The 20,323-nt window shown below is 38.4% G+C and carries 14 protein-coding genes; all 14 read right to left on the bottom strand.

Going from position 1 to position 20,323, the window contains the following annotated elements:
- Positions 1–11: 11 nt before the first annotated feature.
- The 14 genes from pflB to KP625_RS00095 all read right to left on the bottom strand — a co-directional run bounded on the left by pflB (position 12) and on the right by KP625_RS00095 (position 20,319).
- Positions 12–2,288, bottom strand: a complete 2,277-nt coding sequence (pflB, locus tag KP625_RS00160; protein WP_238298510.1) for a formate C-acetyltransferase — start codon at positions 2,286–2,288, stop codon at positions 12–14.
- A gap of 132 nt (positions 2,289–2,420) precedes the next feature.
- Positions 2,421–2,684, bottom strand: coding sequence for a TIGR04076 family protein (locus tag KP625_RS00155; RefSeq protein ID WP_178017992.1), 264 nt, complete (start codon positions 2,682–2,684; stop codon positions 2,421–2,423).
- Positions 2,684–3,508 carry a pyridoxamine kinase gene (locus tag KP625_RS00150; RefSeq protein WP_238298508.1) on the bottom strand — a complete coding sequence of 275 codons (825 nt, stop codon included), beginning with the start codon at positions 3,506–3,508 and terminating at the stop codon, positions 2,684–2,686. Before KP625_RS00150 ends, KP625_RS00155 begins: the two co-directional genes overlap by 1 nt.
- An 82-nt stretch (positions 3,509–3,590) precedes the next feature.
- Positions 3,591–3,941 (bottom strand): LytTR family DNA-binding domain-containing protein, encoded by a 351-nt coding sequence (locus KP625_RS00145; RefSeq protein WP_117781439.1) that lies wholly within the window; start codon positions 3,939–3,941, stop codon positions 3,591–3,593.
- Positions 3,942–3,968: 27 nt separating this feature from the next.
- Positions 3,969–4,439 carry a hypothetical protein gene (locus KP625_RS00140; protein WP_238298506.1) on the bottom strand — a complete coding sequence of 157 codons (471 nt, stop codon included), beginning with the start codon at positions 4,437–4,439 and terminating at the stop codon, positions 3,969–3,971.
- Positions 4,440–4,612: 173 nt separating this feature from the next.
- Positions 4,613–5,344: a response regulator transcription factor gene (locus tag KP625_RS00135; RefSeq protein ID WP_177986081.1), complete on the bottom strand. Its 732-nt coding sequence runs from the start codon at positions 5,342–5,344 to the stop codon at positions 4,613–4,615.
- On the bottom strand, positions 5,341–6,645 hold the full coding sequence (locus tag KP625_RS00130) for a sensor histidine kinase (protein ID WP_238298504.1): 1,305 nt from the start codon (positions 6,643–6,645) through the stop codon (positions 5,341–5,343). Before KP625_RS00130 ends, KP625_RS00135 begins: the two co-directional genes overlap by 4 nt.
- A 233-nt stretch (positions 6,646–6,878) precedes the next feature.
- Positions 6,879–8,015 (bottom strand): XRE family transcriptional regulator, encoded by a 1,137-nt coding sequence (locus KP625_RS00125; protein WP_238298502.1) that lies wholly within the window; start codon positions 8,013–8,015, stop codon positions 6,879–6,881.
- 57 nt (positions 8,016–8,072) lie between these two features.
- Positions 8,073–8,573: an HIRAN domain-containing protein gene (locus tag KP625_RS00120; RefSeq protein WP_238298500.1), complete on the bottom strand. Its 501-nt coding sequence runs from the start codon at positions 8,571–8,573 to the stop codon at positions 8,073–8,075.
- A gap of 5 nt (positions 8,574–8,578) precedes the next feature.
- The gene (locus KP625_RS00115; RefSeq protein WP_238298499.1) at positions 8,579–11,497 is read right to left on the bottom strand and encodes a DNA-directed RNA polymerase subunit alpha C-terminal domain-containing protein; all 2,919 of its coding nucleotides are present in this window, start codon (positions 11,495–11,497) and stop codon (positions 8,579–8,581) included.
- A 5-nt stretch (positions 11,498–11,502) separates the two neighbouring features.
- On the bottom strand, positions 11,503–13,233 hold the full coding sequence (locus KP625_RS00110; RefSeq protein WP_238298497.1) for a Swt1 family HEPN domain-containing protein: 1,731 nt from the start codon (positions 13,231–13,233) through the stop codon (positions 11,503–11,505).
- 196 nt (positions 13,234–13,429) lie between these two features.
- The gene (locus tag KP625_RS00105; protein WP_238298495.1) at positions 13,430–14,527 is read right to left on the bottom strand and encodes an SPASM domain-containing protein; all 1,098 of its coding nucleotides are present in this window, start codon (positions 14,525–14,527) and stop codon (positions 13,430–13,432) included.
- A gap of 35 nt (positions 14,528–14,562) precedes the next feature.
- On the bottom strand, positions 14,563–17,715 hold the full coding sequence (locus tag KP625_RS00100) for a DUF6273 domain-containing protein (protein WP_238298493.1): 3,153 nt from the start codon (positions 17,713–17,715) through the stop codon (positions 14,563–14,565).
- 171 nt (positions 17,716–17,886) lie between these two features.
- Positions 17,887–20,319 (bottom strand): hypothetical protein, encoded by a 2,433-nt coding sequence (locus tag KP625_RS00095; RefSeq protein WP_238298491.1) that lies wholly within the window; start codon positions 20,317–20,319, stop codon positions 17,887–17,889.
- Positions 20,320–20,323 lie beyond the last annotated feature (4 nt).

The raw sequence follows: 20,323 nt of genomic DNA, 5'->3' as shown, positions 1-20,323 counted from the left end.
CAAACTTCTAATTAAAGTGAGTCATGGAATGTTCTGTTGATAACATCGAGCTGCTGCTCACGTGTAAGAGAGATAAACTTAACAGCGTATCCAGATACACGGATTGTGAAGTTAGCGTACTCTGGCTTATCTGGGTTCTCCATAGCATCCAGGAGCTTATCCTTACCGAATACGTTTACGTTCAAGTGGTGAGCGCCCTGATCGAAGTAACCATCCATAGCGCTTACAAGCTTCTCAGCTCTCTCGGCCTCATCATGACCAAGTGCAGATGGGTTCATTGTCTGAGTATTTGAGATACCATCCAAAGACCACTCATAAGGAATCTTAGCAACTGAGTTCAGAGATGCAAGAAGTCCTGATGTCTCAGCACCGTAGCTTGGGTTAGCACCTGGAGCAAATGGTGTCCAAGCACGTCTACCATCTGGAAGGTTACCTGTGAACTTACCATATACTACGTTAGATGTGATTGTAAGGATAGATGTTGTAGGCTCTGAATCACGGTATGTGTGTCTCTTCTTGATGTCCATAAGGAACTCATGAAGCAGCCATACACCGATATTATCTGCTCTGTCATCATCATTACCATACTTAGGGAACTCGCCTTCGATCTCGAAGTCTTCTGCAAGTCCTGTCTCTGCGTTACGGATAACCTTAACCTTAGCATACTTGATAGCTGAAAGGGAATCGATAACGTGTGAGAATCCGGCAATACCTGTAGCAAATGTACGACGTACATCTGTATCGATCAATGCCATCTCTGCTGATTCATAGTAGTACTTGTCATGCATGTACTGAATCAGGTTCAGGATATTTACATAAAGTCCTGCTAACCAGTCAAGCATCTGCTTGTACTTAGCAAGTACTTCATCATAGTCAAGGTACTCAGAAGTAATAGGAGCGTAGTCAGGACCTACCTGCATTGGCTTACCTGTCTTCTTATCAAGGAACTTCTCATCCTTACCACCGTTGATAGCGTACAGGAGACACTTAGCAAGGTTTGCACGAGCTCCGAAGAACTGCATTTCCTTACCTGTCTGTGTAGCAGATACACAACAGCAGATTGAGTAATCATCGCCCCAGATTGGCTTCATTACATCATCGTTCTCGTACTGGATTGAGCTTGTTCTTACAGAGATCTTAGCAGCATATGTCTTGAAGTTGTTAGGCAATGCTGAAGAGTAAAGTACTGTAAGGTTTGGCTCTGGAGCAGGTCCCATATCCTCAAGAGTATGAAGGAATCTGTAGTCGTTCTTTGTAACCATTGAACGTCCGTCCATACCAATACCACCGACTTCAAGTGTAGCCCATACAGGGTCACCTGAGAACAACTCGTTGTATGACTTAATTCTTGCGAACTTAACCATACGAAGCTTCATTGTGAAGTGATCGATAAGCTCCTGAGCCTGAGCCTCTGTAAGCTTACCAGCCTTAATATCTCTCTCGATATAGATATCAAGGAATGTAGATACACGTCCTACGGACATAGCAGCACCATTCTGTGTCTTGATAGCTGCAAGGTATCCGAAGTATAACCACTGAACAGCTTCCTTCGCGCTTGAAGCTGGCTTAGAAATATCATAGCCGTATGACTGAGCCATAACCTTCATTTCCTGAAGACGTCTGATCTGCTCTGTCAACTCTTCTCTCTGACGAATAACGTCATCGTACATATTACCATCGCCACAGTTAGCCTTATCTTCCTGCTTCCAAGCGATCAGCTGATCAATACCGTAAAGAGCGACTCTTCTGTAATCACCAACGATACGACCACGACCATAAGTATCTGGCAAACCTGTTACGATATGTGTATGACGAGCTGCCATCATCTCTGGTGTATAAGCATCAAATACTGCCTGATTATGTGTCTTGTGATAATCTGTGAAGATCTTGTGGAAGTTCTCGTTTGGCTTGTATCCGTACATCTCGAGTGCTTCCTCTGCCATCTTGATACCACCGTAAGGCATAAATGCTCTCTTAAGTGGCTCGTCTGTCTGAAGACCTACGATCTGCTCAAGATCCTTTGTCTCTGGATCAATGTAACCAGGACCATATGCTGTAATGCTGGATACAACATCTGCGTCCTCCTTCAATACACCACCGTTGTCTCTCTCTGCCTTCTGAAGAGCCTGAAGCTTATCCCAGAGCTTGTTCGTAGCATCTGTTGGTCCTGCAAGGAAGCTCTCGTCTCCATCATAAGGTGTGTAGTTGTTCTGGATGAAGTCTCTTACGTTGCACTCTTCCTTCCAGAGTCTACCTGTGAATGATTCCCATTCCTGGTTCTGTAACATAATAGTTTCTCCTTTCAAATTATTTATATTATGTTTTATATTAGATGTAATATAAACTCTGACTGTATTATACAAAATGTTTCAAATAAAATCAATAATCCTTATTGTTTTTATTGTTTTTCTTTTCGTACATCAACTGTCTATCCGCTCGATTTTAAATACATTCAGCGTATCCACATCCGGACATGCAAAAACAGCGGTGCCCTTCTCCTGTCCCGGTATCTCACCGCCATACCGCAGGATATCCACGTACGGAAATGCAACGTGCATTGCCATCGGACACAGCTTCCCCCGCTCCGTATCAAAATCATAGGAATCACCGATCTTATGACCTCTGTGACATCCCTTTTCACCCTTCTGATCAATCAGTGTGATCCGAATCCTCGGTCTTGCCATCAGTCAAGCACCTCCATACAGGTTTCCAGCGGAATTCCCTTATATTTATCCACGTTATCTGCATTTTTGCCGATCATGCTCTTCACGGCATCCATCGCCTCTGCGGTTGCCGTCTGCAGATCCTTACCGCTCATAAGCTTTCCGGTAAATACGGCGGAGAAAATATCTCCCGTTCCCGGGAAATGTACCGGAATCTCTTCGAAATCAACCTTAAAATATTCTTCCTTCTTGTGGTCGTAACCGACAACCGATCTGCAATCTGTGCCCGCGATCTTCGCACTTGTGATCACAATCGATTTCGCACCGAATGCACGAAGCTTGTCGATCATCGTATGATACTCTTCCTCTGTCATGCCATCTTCCTTATATGGAAACTCGGTCAGATATGCCGCCTCGGTATAGTTCGGTACGATATAGTCCGCAACCGAAATCAGTTCACGCATCAAATCAATCGTCTCCTCTGTGATTCCGTTATAGAGTTTTCCCTCATCTCCCATGATCGGATCTGTGAAGATCGTCACGCCTTTCTCCGCCCGTGCCTTACAGAACTCGATCACAAGCTCGGTCTGCTCCTTCGACACGATAAATCCGGTTGAGATCGCATCGAATTCAAAGCCCAACTGTTCCCAGACAGCGATTGCATTTTTCATGTAATCGGTTGTATCCAGGATGTCGAACTTACCGTAATCAAGTGTGTTCGATACGATTGCCGTCGGCAGGTTAAATACCTCGTATTTCATATGGGAAAGCACCGGAATCATCGCGGATAACGCAACCTTTCCATAGCCAGCCATGTCGTTGATCAAAAGTAATTTCTTGCTCATTTTGTGTCTCCTTTTTCTAACCTTTATGCCAATTCGCATTTCATCATAGCATATTTTCTGTCAGAAAAAAACACAAAAAGTATTAACTGATTTTCTTCCATTTCATGGATGAAAGCAATGGTTTGTAGTACATGCGGCTTGCAATAACAGCCTCACCGTTATCCATCATAATCTTCCCACGGCTGCCTGAAATCGAAGCAATACTTGAGATTCTGTCTGTATTTACAAGCATGGATTTGGATGCCCGGGTAAAATCATACGCATTTACCTTCTCTTCAATCTGGTAAAGGCGATTCTTTATCTCATAAATTTCCTGTTCCGTATAGGCAAACACTTTCTCTCCTACCGCCTCAAAATACAGGATTTCATCCGTTGAAATCCGATATAATTCTCTATGTTCTCCATATCCTGTGATTTTGTTTGCATCGCCCATTTCTTTCACCCGTCTTTATCCTTTCTTCTATCCATGGAAATCTCCCGTCTTCCAATTCACTGCCACATAAGGCACGATCTTCCCATCGATTTTCACATAGACCTGATAGACATCATTTCCGATATATTCGTAATGATCCGGCACCACACCATACTCCTCATACAGCGTCTTCTCAAATTCTTCCTTCCACGAATCATCGGATGGCTCGCCTTCCTGTGACTGGGATTCCGTCGTCTTAGCTTCTGTCGCAGCGGGTTCCGTCTTCCCTGTATTTGAACCTTCTGACTGTAATGTGCTGTCCGGGGTATTGCTCTCCGTAACAGATTCGGTCGTAGTTTCATTTTCGGTGGTTGTCGTAACTTCCGTTGCTGCTTCCGTTGTAGTCACCGTCTCGCTGCTCACCTGGATGATATCGGTCGTATTATTATCACTCACATTGCTGCATCCCGCCAAAGCCACTACCATTGCCGTACATAAAATCCATGCTTTCTTTCTCATAGTTCTTTCCTTCTTTCGGTTGTATTATAACGATTGATATAAAAAGAAAATAGGCTTTTTTTCTATCTAAATGTGTCAATTCTTCAGATATTTTCCGTTTTTCTTTTTATAACCTAAATCATACATCCGGCATGCATCATTTCTGCATCATTCTTGTTACAGATTTATATCTTTTACAAAAAATCTCTGCGATACTGCGACGGTGTACTGCCCTCCGTCTTCTTGAATACCTTGGTAAACACCCGGTAATCGGCATAGCCGCACCGCTCAGAAATCTCCGCAACGGATAACTGTGTCGAGACGAGCAGCTTCTTCGCACACTCCATACGGATTGTCGTCAGATAAGCAAGGAAATTCACACCGATCTCATTCTTGAAGAGCTGGCTGATATACTGTGCGCTCAGATGAAATGTTTCCGCGAGAACATTCAAGCTGATTTCTTCTGCCAGATGCTCCTGCATATACCGTACAATTCCAACAATCGTTGACGCTTCACTGCCGGGTGTCACATCCTTCGTCTGCTTCTCGAATATCGATATCTTCAAATGATCGATCGTGTTCCCGAACTCCTCATAGTCGACCGGTTTCAGGATGTAGTCCGTAATCTGCAACCGCAATGCTTCCCTGCAATAAGAAAAATCATCGTATCCCGATACAACGATAAATGCCATATCCGGGTATTTCAGGCGGCTGGTCTGGATGACCTTCAGGCCGTTCATAATCGGGATATTGATATCCATGATCACGATATCCGGCACCAGACTGTCGATTACCCCAAGCGCCTCGACACCATCCGCTGCCTCGCCCACGACTTCACAGTCATGTGCGCCCCAGTCAAATAATTTCTTGAATCCCTCACGTATCATAATCTCATCGTCGACTAATACGACGCGTAATTTCCTCATGATGCTTCCTCCTTACTAACCGGCAATAGCAACCGCGCTGTCACACCTCCCGCGCTGTTTTCCTCATAGGATAGTCCATATTTTCTGCCGCACAGATATTTGATCCGCTTCTGCACATTCAGGATCCCGATACTGTTTCCATCCAGCTTTGCCTCCTGCTTGTTGTAGTGCAGTAACATCTTGTCAATCTGCGCTTTCATCCCCTCTTCAAATCCGCTGCCACTGTCTTTGATGCAGATCTCCATATCTGCGCCTGCGCGTTTTACGGATATCTCGATTTCGCCCCGGTATCCGCGGTTCTTCATTCCATGCAGCAGACTGTTCTCCACCAGCGGCTGTAAGATAAAGTTCGGTACCTGCACTGCCCCTAAGTCCGGATCGATATCATAATCGCAGAAGAGCTCCGGATACCGGTAACACATCAGCTCCATATATGCTTCCACAAGTTCGAGCTCATCATCGAGCGTGACCATCGAACGGTCGACCTTGACACTCAGCCGAAAGAAATCCACGAGCCGCATCAGAAGCTTCGCAACCTTCTTATCTCCATCCAATTCCGCCTGAATCCGGATCGTATCGAGCGTATTATATAAGAAATGTGGATTGACCTGACTTTTCAGATAGAGCATTGACATCTTCTGTTCCGTAAGCTCCGCACGCAGAGCGTCCGGGTTCTCCAGCGTCAGATAGAACGCGAGCGTCATAAGCGTGATTCCCATTCCGCTGATAAGCCATGTATGATGCAGTCCCTGCAGGAAGCAGATAGTGAACTCGAAGATCAGCGCCATACCGATGGCGAATTTCTTCTTGTTGTTCATCCTCTTCCAGTTCGCAAGCAGCAGCCATGAACAAAGTATGAGATACACCGCCACACTGACATAGCTAACATATGCGTAAAGTCCTGCTGAGTAATTTCCATCCGGTGTCTCGGTGTAAGTAATCGGGAGTATCATCGCCCCGACTTCTGAAATCACAAGAAATATCCGTGCCGGCAGATCCAGTGTCCGCTTCTTTCCGGTCTCTTCCTCCACCAGTATCGCGATGTACTGATAGAAAAAGAACAACACCAATGCCATCGTACCGACAAACAGCCGGTGCAAAACATCGTTCAACACAAGCAGTATGCGATCAAGGTGGTTGACCGTATAAATCGTCGCAGCATCAAACATCAGATGCACGATCACCACGATCAAAAGTGCCGAAAATGTCTTATGTAACGCAGTCTGTCTCCGCCTCGCCGAGAAATAGATTCCTGCCACAAACGCCAGAATCAGTATCAGCGCAATCTCCATTCGAATCATAGATTATTCTCCTTCGCGTTTTTGCTCATTTACAGGAAAGTCACCGGACACCGCCCGGTGACTTCACACGTGTAAACACGTTTCCTGTATCACACAATTAACTACTATTATTTTCACATATTATTATATCGGATAATAGGGGATTTTTATAGGGGAATGTGTCGATTTTATAGGTTGTTCATGTTATAAAAAACTCTCTGAAATCATTTATGATTCCAGAGAGTCATTTTTCATTATGATTCCAAAAGTGCTCTTGCGCGCTTCTGAATAATCTTTGTCATAAGCTTCAATTTTTTACTGTCATAATTCGTTCTTCCCATCTTTTTCACTTCGAATGTTAAAAGCTTTTTTACCTTTTCCCGAATTGATGGTTTCAACACACGCTTCGCTTCCTCCATAAAATCATCATAGACACAAGGAAATAACGTGTCTATATACGCCTGCAATATGTTCTCATTCTCCCAGTTTTCTTCACCCGCCAAATTAAAAAGTGCATTGCCATGATCAAACAATGGCGCCGGTGCTGCAATCTGATTTGTGTGACTGTCCACAAGCACGCCAAAGTTTCCGAAATGGCGATCTGTATTGCAGACAATCGCATCAAATACCAACATCTCATCCAACGCATCCACAAATTCTGCACCTAATGTTCCATAAAACTTACGGACAGCGTCCATGCCACCTTTTTTTATAATATACCCAGCCGGAACATATGCCAGATCTTTGCTTGTAAAAAGCTCACATACAGAGCATACATTTCCCTTCCATACGCTTATTTTATAAGGGATTACCGAAAATCCGGCATGCGCACCAATCTCATACGCATACAATTCGGAATACGGTTCCATTCCAGTATTGGCTGCACCGGAAGTCGCTCCTTTATAGAGATATATTTTATTCTCCATTCTGCGCCAGCATTTCGGCAGCATACCATTCGTCGTAAATTCCGGTGAAGATAAAAACGTTGCCCGCACACTACTGCCATATCCGGTAAATGCCGTCCACGCAAGCAAACGACTGAAACGATTCTCGTACAGGTTGCTGGATGCAAAACTCTGCACCGAATCCTCTTCTGTAATCCAATACGAATCATTCAGAGAAAGGCCTTTACATACCGTAATCACATCCATAGGGCGATTTGCACTAAGTCCATTTTTTGCCAGAAACGCATTCACATATGCCCGGTTCTTCGGTATACAACGATGCCGAATAAAACTTGCAATTCCGTCGTCTGACACTTCCATTCCAAGTGGAAACAGTGCCTTCCGCGATTCATCCATCCATGTTATCTTAAGTACAGGATCTGCCAAGTTCTCAATCACATCAAACTTCAAAAGATCTGTATCGAATAATTTTAAGATATATCCCACACTACGTCCGCCCTTTCATTTTGATAATGCTAGCATATCATAAAATAAAAAGATTTGCTAGCATGGGGCGGAATTCAGGGCGGAATTCAGTTTTGCCTTTAATTCCACAAATAAGATAGCTTGCTTGGCATGACGATTTCTCTTGGAAATAGGTTCCACATAGCTAACAGAGGCATCCATGATTTTTAAATTTCCTTCATCATACAATGGTGCAATCGCGTTACATAAATTAGCCGGCATATTCCCCACATTTTGTCCTCGTTTTGTCAGCAAAGTAAAATTATTAGAGTTGTAAGGATTTTCTTTTTCTCTGACTATTTGTATCAAGTCCCCCGGTTTTAACTTTTCAATCTGCTCTGTCCGACCATCATAACGTGTTCCCATAACTTCAAAACGAAGAATAACATTCCCTGTACCCTCTTCATATATACCTTCTGATTGTTCCAGATACTCCATCATTCCCGGTTCAAAATATGTTGCTTCTACTTTCTTGGATAGTTCATTTCTTTCATGAAGTTTTTCTACTTCATCAAGAAACTGTTTTTTTGCCTGAACCATTATAATTAAAACCCTCCTCTCGCGCATTCTTCATCATATACATTCATGTTGGCATACAGACGATCTAAGATTTTATCATAATACACCTCTGTATCCTGAACTTTATAGATAACATCATATTTATCCGGAACCTTACATCCATACCGATCGGTAAGTTCATCCACAAGATCATATGTATCCATACTTTGATACTTACAAATAATATCTTTTTCAAACATCTTAATCGTTATTGACGCTTTTCCCTTATAAAAAATCAAATTTCCAAACATCATAGCAGCTGAAAAACGTTCATCAGATATTAACAAATTCGCATAAAACCAATCAGAAAATCCCAGCTCATGCAAGTCAGACTGAAAGCCATCCTGTATCAAGGATTGAATACTAAAATATGTTCCATCTGTAATAAAGTTATAAACATTATCACAAAATTCCTGAATCATATTTTTCGTAACACCTGATTGCTCCAATTTTCTAAAATTAATAATCTGATTTTTTTCAAATTCAATTACTGTTAAATCTCGTTTTAATTCCATCAACTTCTGCGAAAACATCTGCACATATGCATATCTTTTTTTATACGCTGTAATATCTATAATATCTTCCCGCGTTAATAAGTCATCAAAATACGCATCAACAGACGAATGGTTTTGAATTGCATATCTTGAATAAACATGGAATCCCATCACCTTCAAATTATACGGATTAATCTCTTCTCTATCTGCCCCTGGAATTAACCTATCATAAATCTGTCGAATCTCATCCATAAAATAGAAATCATCTGTAAGTGCTTCATGTAATAATTCTCGATTTTCAACAGACATGGATTTCTGATCAATCGAATATGTACGTTGATGTAAATACTCTGAAACCGGCTTCAAATAATTAGATTTTATTCCATCCGCATCAAATCCATATTCCTCACTTATTAGATCCGCTAAATCATCCTGAGCTATTGGCGCATTATCAATCAAAATGTCCAATACTGCAGCATCACGATCAAAGTGTCCAAATCTGATATTTGGCGTACGTTCACAGAAAAACTCATGATAACTTCCTTCCGGTATGATTTTCCTTAATAAATTATGTAATTCATACTTATCCCGGATATCATATTTCTTCATAATTTCCGGATAATCTCTCATGAATTTTTCTGTCGACAATTCAATATTCTCATAAGCATCCAGATTTAATGTATCCAAAAGTTCATCATAATCACGTCCATCAATATCATAATATCTTATTTGTTCGTGCTGTTTCCAAAGCAAGTATCTTAAATCACGAATACGATTTTTTCTTGTCCGATACACTGTCTCTGTATAATAGATATCTTCATCATATGGTATTTCTTCCTGTAACAAAAACTGATTATATATCTGGCAAAACTTCCCAAACGATACATCTTCCTGACAAAATTTTCTAATAACAACCTTTTCTAATTCCGCACGCTCCTTTTCAATCCATCTACCATCCACAAAAAGTTTATTTCTATTAAGATAGTTTTTTATTTTCAAACGCATTCCAAGATCAAGTCCCTGTTGATCTTCCCTCGCCGACTGCAACTCTTTCTTTCCCTGTTTTACATCATTTAACTCAAGATATTTCCATACGTATACGGGAATTCCAAGCCATTCCGTTCCATCCTTTTTATCAAAATCATAATTTTCATACAAATATCGATAATAATCCTCATCAAATAAATTGGTACCTTCCCTTGACTTATATATTTTTTTAATTTGGACAATCCCTTTCTTCAGGATTTGACGTACCCGTTCTCTGGTTATCCCTTCTTCTTGTCCAATCTCTTCTAATGTCATAGATTGCAATCGTTTTCTTAAAATATTTTTTGATCTTTCATCAATAACATCACATTGCTCCAAATAATCCGCAAACCGCGCATACACACGGTAACATCGATAATCTACATATTCTAATTTTTTATCAACAATCAGCTGACCTATATTTTTCTTTATTCGCTCTATCGTCACTTGTTCCGGAAGCTTCATCCGTTCTACTATTTCATTCAGACTAAGTCCTTGAAATCCAATATCACGAAACTGATTCCAAATCCTCTGTTGTATTTCTGTGTCATCCCATAACCCAGACACATCACCACTAACGAATGCCAAAATTCTCGCTTCATATTTACTTAGATATTCATTTATTTTATCTATAACTTCTTTTGCCGTTCCAGCTCCCATAGATGGTATATTTTTCAGCTGCGTATATGTCATAAATACTATATCACTAAGATAATAATACCCGCTTATACTCAAGCTATTTTTTGCCCGATTGGAAATATTCATTCCATCAAGCAAAATATCATGCAATTTCACAAAGTCCAATATCACATCATGATATTCAATTTTATCAAGTATATCAAAAACTGACACCTGATTTAATGGTGTCTCCTTAGACTGCATCTGAACAATTGACGCAATAATTTGTTCTTGTTGTTCCGCAATATATCTTGATACATACCGAACAATTTCTAATGCAGATGAGCTGTCCATTCTGGGAATCTGCATCAAATCTTTTTCTGTAAGAAAAGCCACCTGATACAAATACTCATACCCTGAAAATATCAGCAAATTATATGCCCGTACCGATAATAATTCTAATTCGTCGATTTTTATCTTATTATCTCTTAACCACGTTATTACAAATTGCTGGTTGGATTCAACCAAAATCCATTCATCAAAATCTTCCGGAACTTCAATATTCGAATTTGTTTCCAATATTTTATATTCCTGTATTTTCTTACAAATTTCTTCAATTGATTTTTCTCCAATATTTCTAATCTTATGCAAAAATTCTTCGTTTAATTCTATCATCTCCCCAACTGTATATATTTCCACCCTATGTAGTGCATTCACAGAACGATTTGACAAACCTATTTCATCAATTGATAATATTTTTATATTCATAACCCCTACCTCACAAGTTTTTCCCGAAACACATCTACAATTCTTGCAAGTTCATCCAATTCGTCTTTTAATTGCTTTTTCTCTTCCTCTTCCAACCTTCCAAACAGTCTGGAATCCACCTCTGTTAAAAGAGTAATACTTTTTGACACATTTTCTACCGGTTTATTTTTTAATATTATTGACCGGGATTTTTGCAGAGCTCTTTCCATCGATATTTGCAATTCCTCTGCAATCTTCGCATTTTCTTCTGCAAACTTGTCTATATCACTTTTAGAATGAACTTCGCACATATCAAACTTGTCCCGAATCACATTAATCCAATTCATTTGTTCTTCAAAATATGATTCATAGGTGCCATTTTTAACCAGTCCTTTAATATCTCGTATAAATTTTCTCTGGTCAGGTATAACTTTCATCATAGCATTATTAAATGTTATTTTCTTTAGTTGCGCCTTTTCTGATTCATTCAACTTTTTAAGCGGAGCCATCATCTCCTGAAACAAACTATAAACCTGATATTCCCTCGCAATGTGATATTGCTCCGGAAGCTTTATATACTTTAGGAACTCACTAATAATTTCTGCAATTTCAATTCGATTTTTTACATCTGCCGGTTTTTCATTTGTCCCTGTTGCGTATTCGTCCAATGTAAGCAGCTTTGTCTGCACAATATCCCTATATGTACCAATCGCATAATCAATCAAATCATAGTCTACCTTTTTTTCTTCTCCGTGCTGTATTGCAAGTTCCAATAATTTTATCTGTTTCTTGTCTTCCCGGATATCCATATCCATAATTACTGTTTCAAAATAAACAGGTCCTATTTTCTCACGTTGAATTCTTCGCAAACAAGTGTATCTTCGGTTTCCATCCACAATACGCCCATCTGATAAAGTAACTCCCGGCTCACGTTGTCCGACCAACAAAATATTTTTTTGTGTTTTTGATATTGCATCCGGATTGCTTTCATATATAAATGTTTCAATAACATTATTGTATTCTTCTCTCCCTAGCTCAAGCAAAGAATCTTCGCCATTTTCAGCCTGATATCGGGTAATCCAGGTTGCTATTCGATCATTCTGATCATTATAAAAAAGATAGTCTAAGCGAATCCGATACACCGGGTAAATAACTGTTTTCCCTCCATATGTTACCTTCCTTGTCAACGTTGTTTTCTGAACCACATCCGTTCCGACAAGCTGAAGAAGACTATCTTTCATCAATTCACCGCGATTAGATTCTGAAGCCGGTTGCTCTACTCCCTCAAAAATACGCGTCACCGGTCGATAATCATTTGCTCTTTTTCTAACCTCTTCATATATTTTTTCAATTTCTGCCGCATCATCCGAATCCAATTCTTTACATAGCAAACGCATCGTGTCAAGTGCACGTTCTGCTATGGGCTGATCCAAATCCTGCTGACCAATATGAGCGACTTTATTCCTAATCCCCTTAAGTTCTTTTGCCCATGTACGACAGTTCAAAGGTAACTCATCTTGAAAAACTTCTTTCCACCTGCGTTCTAATAAGCGAATACAATTTAAAATATCTAATGAATCTATCAGATATCCATATTCACCATCACTTGGCAAATCATGCTGGTCTGATAATGCCTCTAACACTTCGTCCCACCATGCATTTTTATATTTTTTACTGAATTCCCTTCCAATATAACCAGAAAACGTAACTACCAGTTTTCGAAAACCTCGTTGTACTAACTCATAATTTTCCTGCATCTTCCATTCCTCATCTTTCCTTATGCAAAATCATAATTCTATATGACGATCACTCCATGCTCCAACCAAATCTAATATCCCTTTGTTGCAAATAATACCTTTTAAAATTTCTAATTTTTTTAGTAGTTATATCTACTTCCTCAACATCTGCATAACACTAAAACTGCTACTACTTGAATTAGTTACAAACTCTGTTCTAATTTTCATTGTCTTCTCCTTTATACAATTTTCTTTCCTTTCTGTTGCAAAATACAATTTCCGGCATAAGGGGACATCCTCCCATGCACAACGCTTTTTTATTGCAGTCCGGACAGACATTTTTCATTTTGTCTCTAAAGTTTTTGAATTGTATGCTATTCCAAGCATCTGTTATATCCATTTTTCTTAGAGACACCCCATATATTTTCTGTTGATCAAAGCTACACGGAACCATAATCATATCTGCACCAATATAGCAGCTATATCGGCCTCCCTCGCATGTGTCTAACGATTCCGGAATGATTTTATTACAAAAATTAATTGCTCCCGGCACATTGCAGCTATCCATTCCTACCTTAAACGGATGTTTTTTTTCAATCTGCTCAAAAAAACGCTTTACTCGCGGATCCCCAACAGCCAACATGTTATCTTTCGTTCCCTGCCCTGCGGGCTTATGTAAAAGAAAAATAACTGCATTAATACCTTTCGGGAAATCATCAGTTGATAACCTCTCAATTGCCTCGTTAATACTATTATTTCCCAACACATAATGTATATTTGTTTTAACACCCGCTTCCAACAACATATTTATTGCCTCTATTGTATACTCATTCCTATACCAACTAACAGCAACCGCGCCACAATACTTTTTACACAAGGACGCAATCTGTGTTGTCATTCCATAACCAGAAGTTGTAAAATTAGGAACTAACATATTTTCTCTACTAATCATTAGTAGTTCTTCAAATTGTTCATGTTGGTCTGGATCCCCACGTCCCCCAAGCGCTAATTGATTACATCTACCCTTACACTGTTCCGCAATCCATCGGAAATCTTCTACACTCATATTGGGTTGATTGATATACAAACCATTCTGATAACAGCCTATACCTGCTCTTGCACACAAACCTGTTTTTCCATGAGTGCAATGTCCCATTACACCCACATCAATAAGATGCGGAAAAGACGCCATAAAAGGATCTACCCCTGTATCCTCCCCATTTTCATCTAAAATACCGGTTCTTACATATGCACCTGTTTCCATATCAAACGCTGATTTAAAACGATATTTTTTATCCCTGATTATATATTTCACACATTTACCTCTCTCTTTGCCAAAACTCCAGACGATTAATCACGCACGATTCCCTCTTGCTTTAAATACTTTACGAACGGCATTCCTAACAAACTATTTGCTTTGTTAGATATAGTTTTTAACTTTCCTGCCAGATCCGGATTCTTCTCTTTTAATTCCTTAAATCCAGAATATGGATTTCCTCCACTTCTTTTCTTTAATTCCATAATAAGCTCTTCTACATTTGTCGAAGATGGTCTTCCTCCACCACGCCCATTTTCATTATATTTTATATTATTTTCATATCCGTAAGCCTTCAGGAATTCCCCTTGATTGTTATATCCAAGCCAAAGATATGCCCCAGTAATACTTTGGCTTAGTTTTTTATGATCCAACTGAATACTCCTCTCTATTTTTTTATCCGGATAATATTCTTCTAATCGTCTTAATATACTTTGCACCTTACCCTTGATTATTTCTGGTTCATTTCCCGGTTTATGTAATACATTAGGGCGGATTTCTTTAACCTCATCAGCATCAATCTTCACAAAATCATATGCCAAAAGCATATCGTCAGCAGATAAATATCCTATTTGTTTTGCATACTTTGATAAATTTTCCCGCAGAGTGCCATCCAAACTATCCAAAGAAAATACTTTATGCTCAGGATATAATTCATTCAGGCCATAAATTAATTTATCTACTTTATTTTGCAATTTTGCATCTTGTATTTGTATCCTATCAACTTTCCTTAATCGTTCCTTTCTTCTTATTTCTGCTTTCCGTTCTGCTGTTTCCACCACTATTTTTTTAATTTTTTCTTGTCTGATAGCTGCTATTTCCTCCGAAGTTGCAATTATCCCCTGTTTTTTCAAATAGTCAACAGCTGTATCTCCATACTTTTTTTGAGATACAGAACGTAAAGTATTTAATTCTTCGCGGAATTCCGGATTTTTATCCATCAACTCAACAAATGTTTTCGGTTTTAATTCACTGTTGTTATATTTTTCTTTTAAGGTCTTGATCATTTCTGACGGATCGTATGTATCAATTAATTTTACCTTGTCTCCTAAAACTCCCATTTGAATTAAATAATTTCTGTATGTAATTTCTAATTCATTTTCACATTTCTTTTTTAATTCATTTAATTGCTTAGTGTATTCTACATTTTGAATATCAAATTCTATTGTAGATGTCGGTTTTGTTTTCGTATTGTATTTTTCTTTTATTTTTTCAATTACCTCATCAACAGACAATTCTTTCTCAGCATCCTTTACCATTACTTCAAATGATCCACCAAAATATTCTGAATTAAGATTTATCCAAATCGCAGGTCTAACCGCTATACCATCAACATCTCGAACATCTATCCCAGAAATATATTTTCCCATCACACAACTTCTTTTCGTTGCACTAGCCGGAGTTCTCAACCACCACAGTGCATAATTATTTATGCCATAATTTTTTTTAAACAAGTCATCATTTTGAACTGCCCATTCCGTTAAATATGTTTTTTTCCACCTTTTCCCAACGTTCTCAGCCTCCTGATAATTTAAAAGAAAAATTTTATCTTTCGTATCATTTCCTGGTGAAGTTAAATATTGGGGGTGCCTAACCGCAACCACATCCGATAAAATAATGCTTTCTGCCTCTTCAGAAGAAAATGCAGCATTATAAAATTCTGTGTTCAACCACGAACGAAGAAAGCATTTCTCCCAGCTTGTTTTTCCATCTTTGACATTGTATGGCAAGGTTTCAATTCCTTTTAATGAAAGAAGTTTTGCACCATTCCCCTTTCGCTCCAAAACAACCCATTGTAAAGGTTTAACTACTCCATTTTTTCCTTGTCTATAATTACCAAATTCAACAATCTTTCCTTTTTGAAAATCCATATTCACACTATGCCTACTATCATAAAACATGGTATTAGACATTTTTTTCAAGTTGCTCACTTTCTCGACTGCTTTTTCTATTTTTTCTTCCAACGAAGATGACTGATTAGTAATGCATTCATCTTTCTTTTCTTCTATTGTTTTTTCACAATCTAAGAATCCTCTATCCAGCAGATAGTTATACTGCCGAAATTTTCTTTTTTCAAAATTCAGATTTCCCCAAAATGTTGCATGTAACTTTTTTAAGCTACTTCTGCTACCTGCTTCTTGTAAAAATCTTTTTGTTTCTTCTGCTGTTTTTTCATCAAATTCATCACAAGTCACAAAATACTCTGGTGGATTTATTTTAAAAATCCAGCTCATAGTTACTTCTTCTTTGTCATACTGATTTCTCCAGTGCTCTATCATTTCATTAAATAACTTTTTCTCATCTTCAGATAATTCACTTACATCAAATTTTATTTTATAACCTTCTGCAAATGGGTTATTTCCTTCCTTTGATGTAATTCTCACATCCATTAAAGAATATTCTTCATTTTTCTTTCTACCAGATAATGGTGCGACAGAATCGACACAAGCATCAACATCTTCTAATGCTCTTGCTATTGCTATTAACGAATAGTCCAATTCGCAAAGATACCCTAGCAGCTGATTTTTTTTATTAAAAACGCCTATTTTTACAGGGTCAAATAAATCATCCGTAAATTCATTTTTCAGAATAAGTTTTTCACCTTCTCTGACATTTTCCAATAAACTTACCTGTTCTTTATCACTACTTTCTTCCAACGGAACAATTATTGGTAAATCTTCAACACGCAAAAACTCCCCATCATCATATCCATCCTGACGTGTTGCCAAAAATCCGTCACAAAATTCCAGATTTCCTCCTGATCCTTCACTTTCAAATTCCTCTCCAAAAATTTCGCAGGTATACTCTTCTGTATCAAGATTATATCTATAAATTCTCTCATACTCTTCATAATTTAGTTCATTTCCCGAAATTGTAATTTTTTCAATTTCGCTCATTTCTTTTATTGACTCAAGTTGCTGTATAAAATTTGTATCAACAAATTTCTTTCTATTACAGTCATCAAAGCGCTCCTCGACTTTTACGCTATCATTTAACAGCGTAATCATTTCCTCAACATTCTTACAGAGACCAAGTTGTCTTGGACTCGCACACACATATAAATCTCTTCCATCCTCCCCTCCTACTTCACAACGCCTCAACACCCTGCCATCCTTCAAAGTAAAAGAAATTTCAACAACAAAAGAACTACTACTTGAATTTGTCACAAAATCCGTTCTAATTTTCATAATAAATCTCTCCCGTACAATTATATTTCACTAAATAAAAGCATATAATAATTTTCATGTTCCCAAATACGAGTAATGGGGAACCCACATTCCTCGCAAATACCACTATCCATTTTTCCACCACATCTTGGACAACTCATTGCTTTTCGCCTCCCATATCCTTCACTATATTTATAACTCTGAATCCCACTCCGGATTAATCTTAAATTTAATCCTCTTTCCATCTGCAAAACGAATGAGCGGATATATCTTTCCCGGTTCTCGTTTTTCCATATCCGCCGAACCAGCAAGCTGCGACATGAGAGCAACTGCTTTATTTATAGAGATATCAAGTTCTTTGGCCACTTCAGTACACATCATCGGTTCACCGCTCTCCAAAAGTTCTATTATCTCTAACTTTATTTCGTAATTAGGATCCTCTTTTATTTTTCGTTCTTTTTTTTCTTTTTCTTCTTCTCTTTGCTTTCTTTCTTCAACCACCATTGGACTTTCTGGCACTTGATACTTTTCATCCAGATACGCGGAAAGGCCATTTACTTTCCGGGTGTATTCTTCATCAGCATTTTTTATTTCCTTTTCATATTCCTTTTCAATTGTTATAAGGACATGTTCTTTTTCCTGCAATTCTCTTGTCAATTGTTCAATAGAATTTTGCAATTCTTTTCTTCTGTGAAACTTTAACACTCCCAATTGTCCAAGTTCTATAGTATCCAAAGATAAACGGTTCTTCAAATCCTGAATCATGCCGTTTGTGCTATCCAGTTGTGTTGTTCGAACTTCCTCTGCATGTTGCTTTCTAATTTTGGCCACATCTTCATATGATGCTATTTTCTCTATACGATTTGCTTCGCGATCTTTCTTTATTTTCTCAACCTCTTCCGTCCACGCGGCTACTTCTTTTTCCATTCTGGCTTTCTTTTCAGCAGCTTCTTTTTCCAAAGCAGTTTTTCTTTTCGCTTCCTCTATTTCTCTCTTTTTTTGAAGTTCCCTTGTCTTTTTCTCTTCCTCAGAACGAAGTATCTTCTCCCATTCTTTTTCTATTTCTTTTACTCTGTCTGGAACATCCACCTTAACCACACGATTATCGATTGTTACTTTTGCTAGCTCATCATCCTTCTTTAATTCCAACAATTTTTTTAGAATTTTTATAAAAGTATCCCCCGTTATCTCCGCTTGCTGTATTCTTTGCACGAAATCATTTGCCTTTTCTGCATAAAACTCCCGTACCTTCATTCCTTCCAATAGAACTTCTTTTGTCGTTTCCTTTACATTTTGTTTTCCGACTCCAACCCCACTTTCAAACTCATACTTTACAACATGCATTTTTCCTAACATTGCTACACGATATTCCTCATGCGCTTGTTGTACAGCAGTTTCAAATTTTTTCAGGCTTTTCCCTTTCATAACCTCATCAAAACAATCATCATCTTCAAATTTTACTGTTGGAACAGTCACTGAACATTTATTAGATTGCATTGTATGTAACCATTCAATAATTGACTGCTCTAACTGTTTTTTTCTATCTTCATCAAAATCATCTACATCGCTAACGCCTGTCCTCACGCCCAAGATTTGGATCTTTCCATTTGCCAATACCGTGCAATGATAATCAACTGTATCAAATAACGCATCTTGAACAAGTATATATGCATAAGAATTATCCCAAGCTGTATAAAATACTCTTGAAGCAACACCCATAGATTTCAAATAGTCTTTAGCACCATTAGACGCTACAATTGCTGCAATACCCAATTTTGCAAGCGGATGGTACATATCTGAAACTCCTATATTTCCTACGCTTTTCATAAGACCTGGCAAAATACGCACCGTCGCACATTCAGGATTTTCTTTGTCTTTGATAGGTACCAATTCAAATGGTCTTTTTTTGTGTGTTGTAGGTATCATCTCTTCTGAATTTATTTTCATAAATCCATCCGGAATTCCTATCGTCCATTCATTCAAGTTCACTGTATTTCCTTGTGTAAACGTCCATTGATACATAGCATTTTCTACTTTTTCCATGTCTGTACTCATATTTTTATCTCTTTTTGTATCAATTGACACATCTGTCTTTCCAGCCAATTTATTAATAGTATCCGTTATAAATTTTACATATTTTTCATCTTGTTCCTCACCATCCACAGACTCATCATATTCTCCTTCGTGTCCGACGAATTCTGTCTTGTTCCAGTCAAATCGATTTTGTTTCTTAGAGTTGAATTTTATTTTTCTCTTTTTTATAATTTCTCCATTTTTATAATGGTCAAACTGATCAAACCCAGATTCCTCAGACCAATAATGTACCAATATTTCACATTCAAATGCTTCAGACTTTGCTCTTAATGAATATTGGTAATAATCAGAAGCTTTTTCCTGAATTAATGTTTCATCAAAAGAATCAACATCCACCTTTGACAATACATCTCTCACTTTAAAATTAACGGACCACTTACAGTTGCCTGCAAACATAAGCTCTGTTAATTCATTCTTCTGATTCTTAGTCTCTATCTGGTTATAATCCATATATGGCATTGATTCAAACACCATTAAACATGCCTTTTCACTTCCAATTACTTTTACTTCATAAATACAATAATTTGCCATGTTT

It is taken from the genome of Eubacterium sp. MSJ-33 (genome assembly GCF_022174665.1).
Lineage (GTDB): Bacteria > Bacillota > Clostridia > Lachnospirales > Lachnospiraceae > Coprococcus_C.
This window is presented reverse-complemented; position numbering and strand designations above follow the sequence as displayed.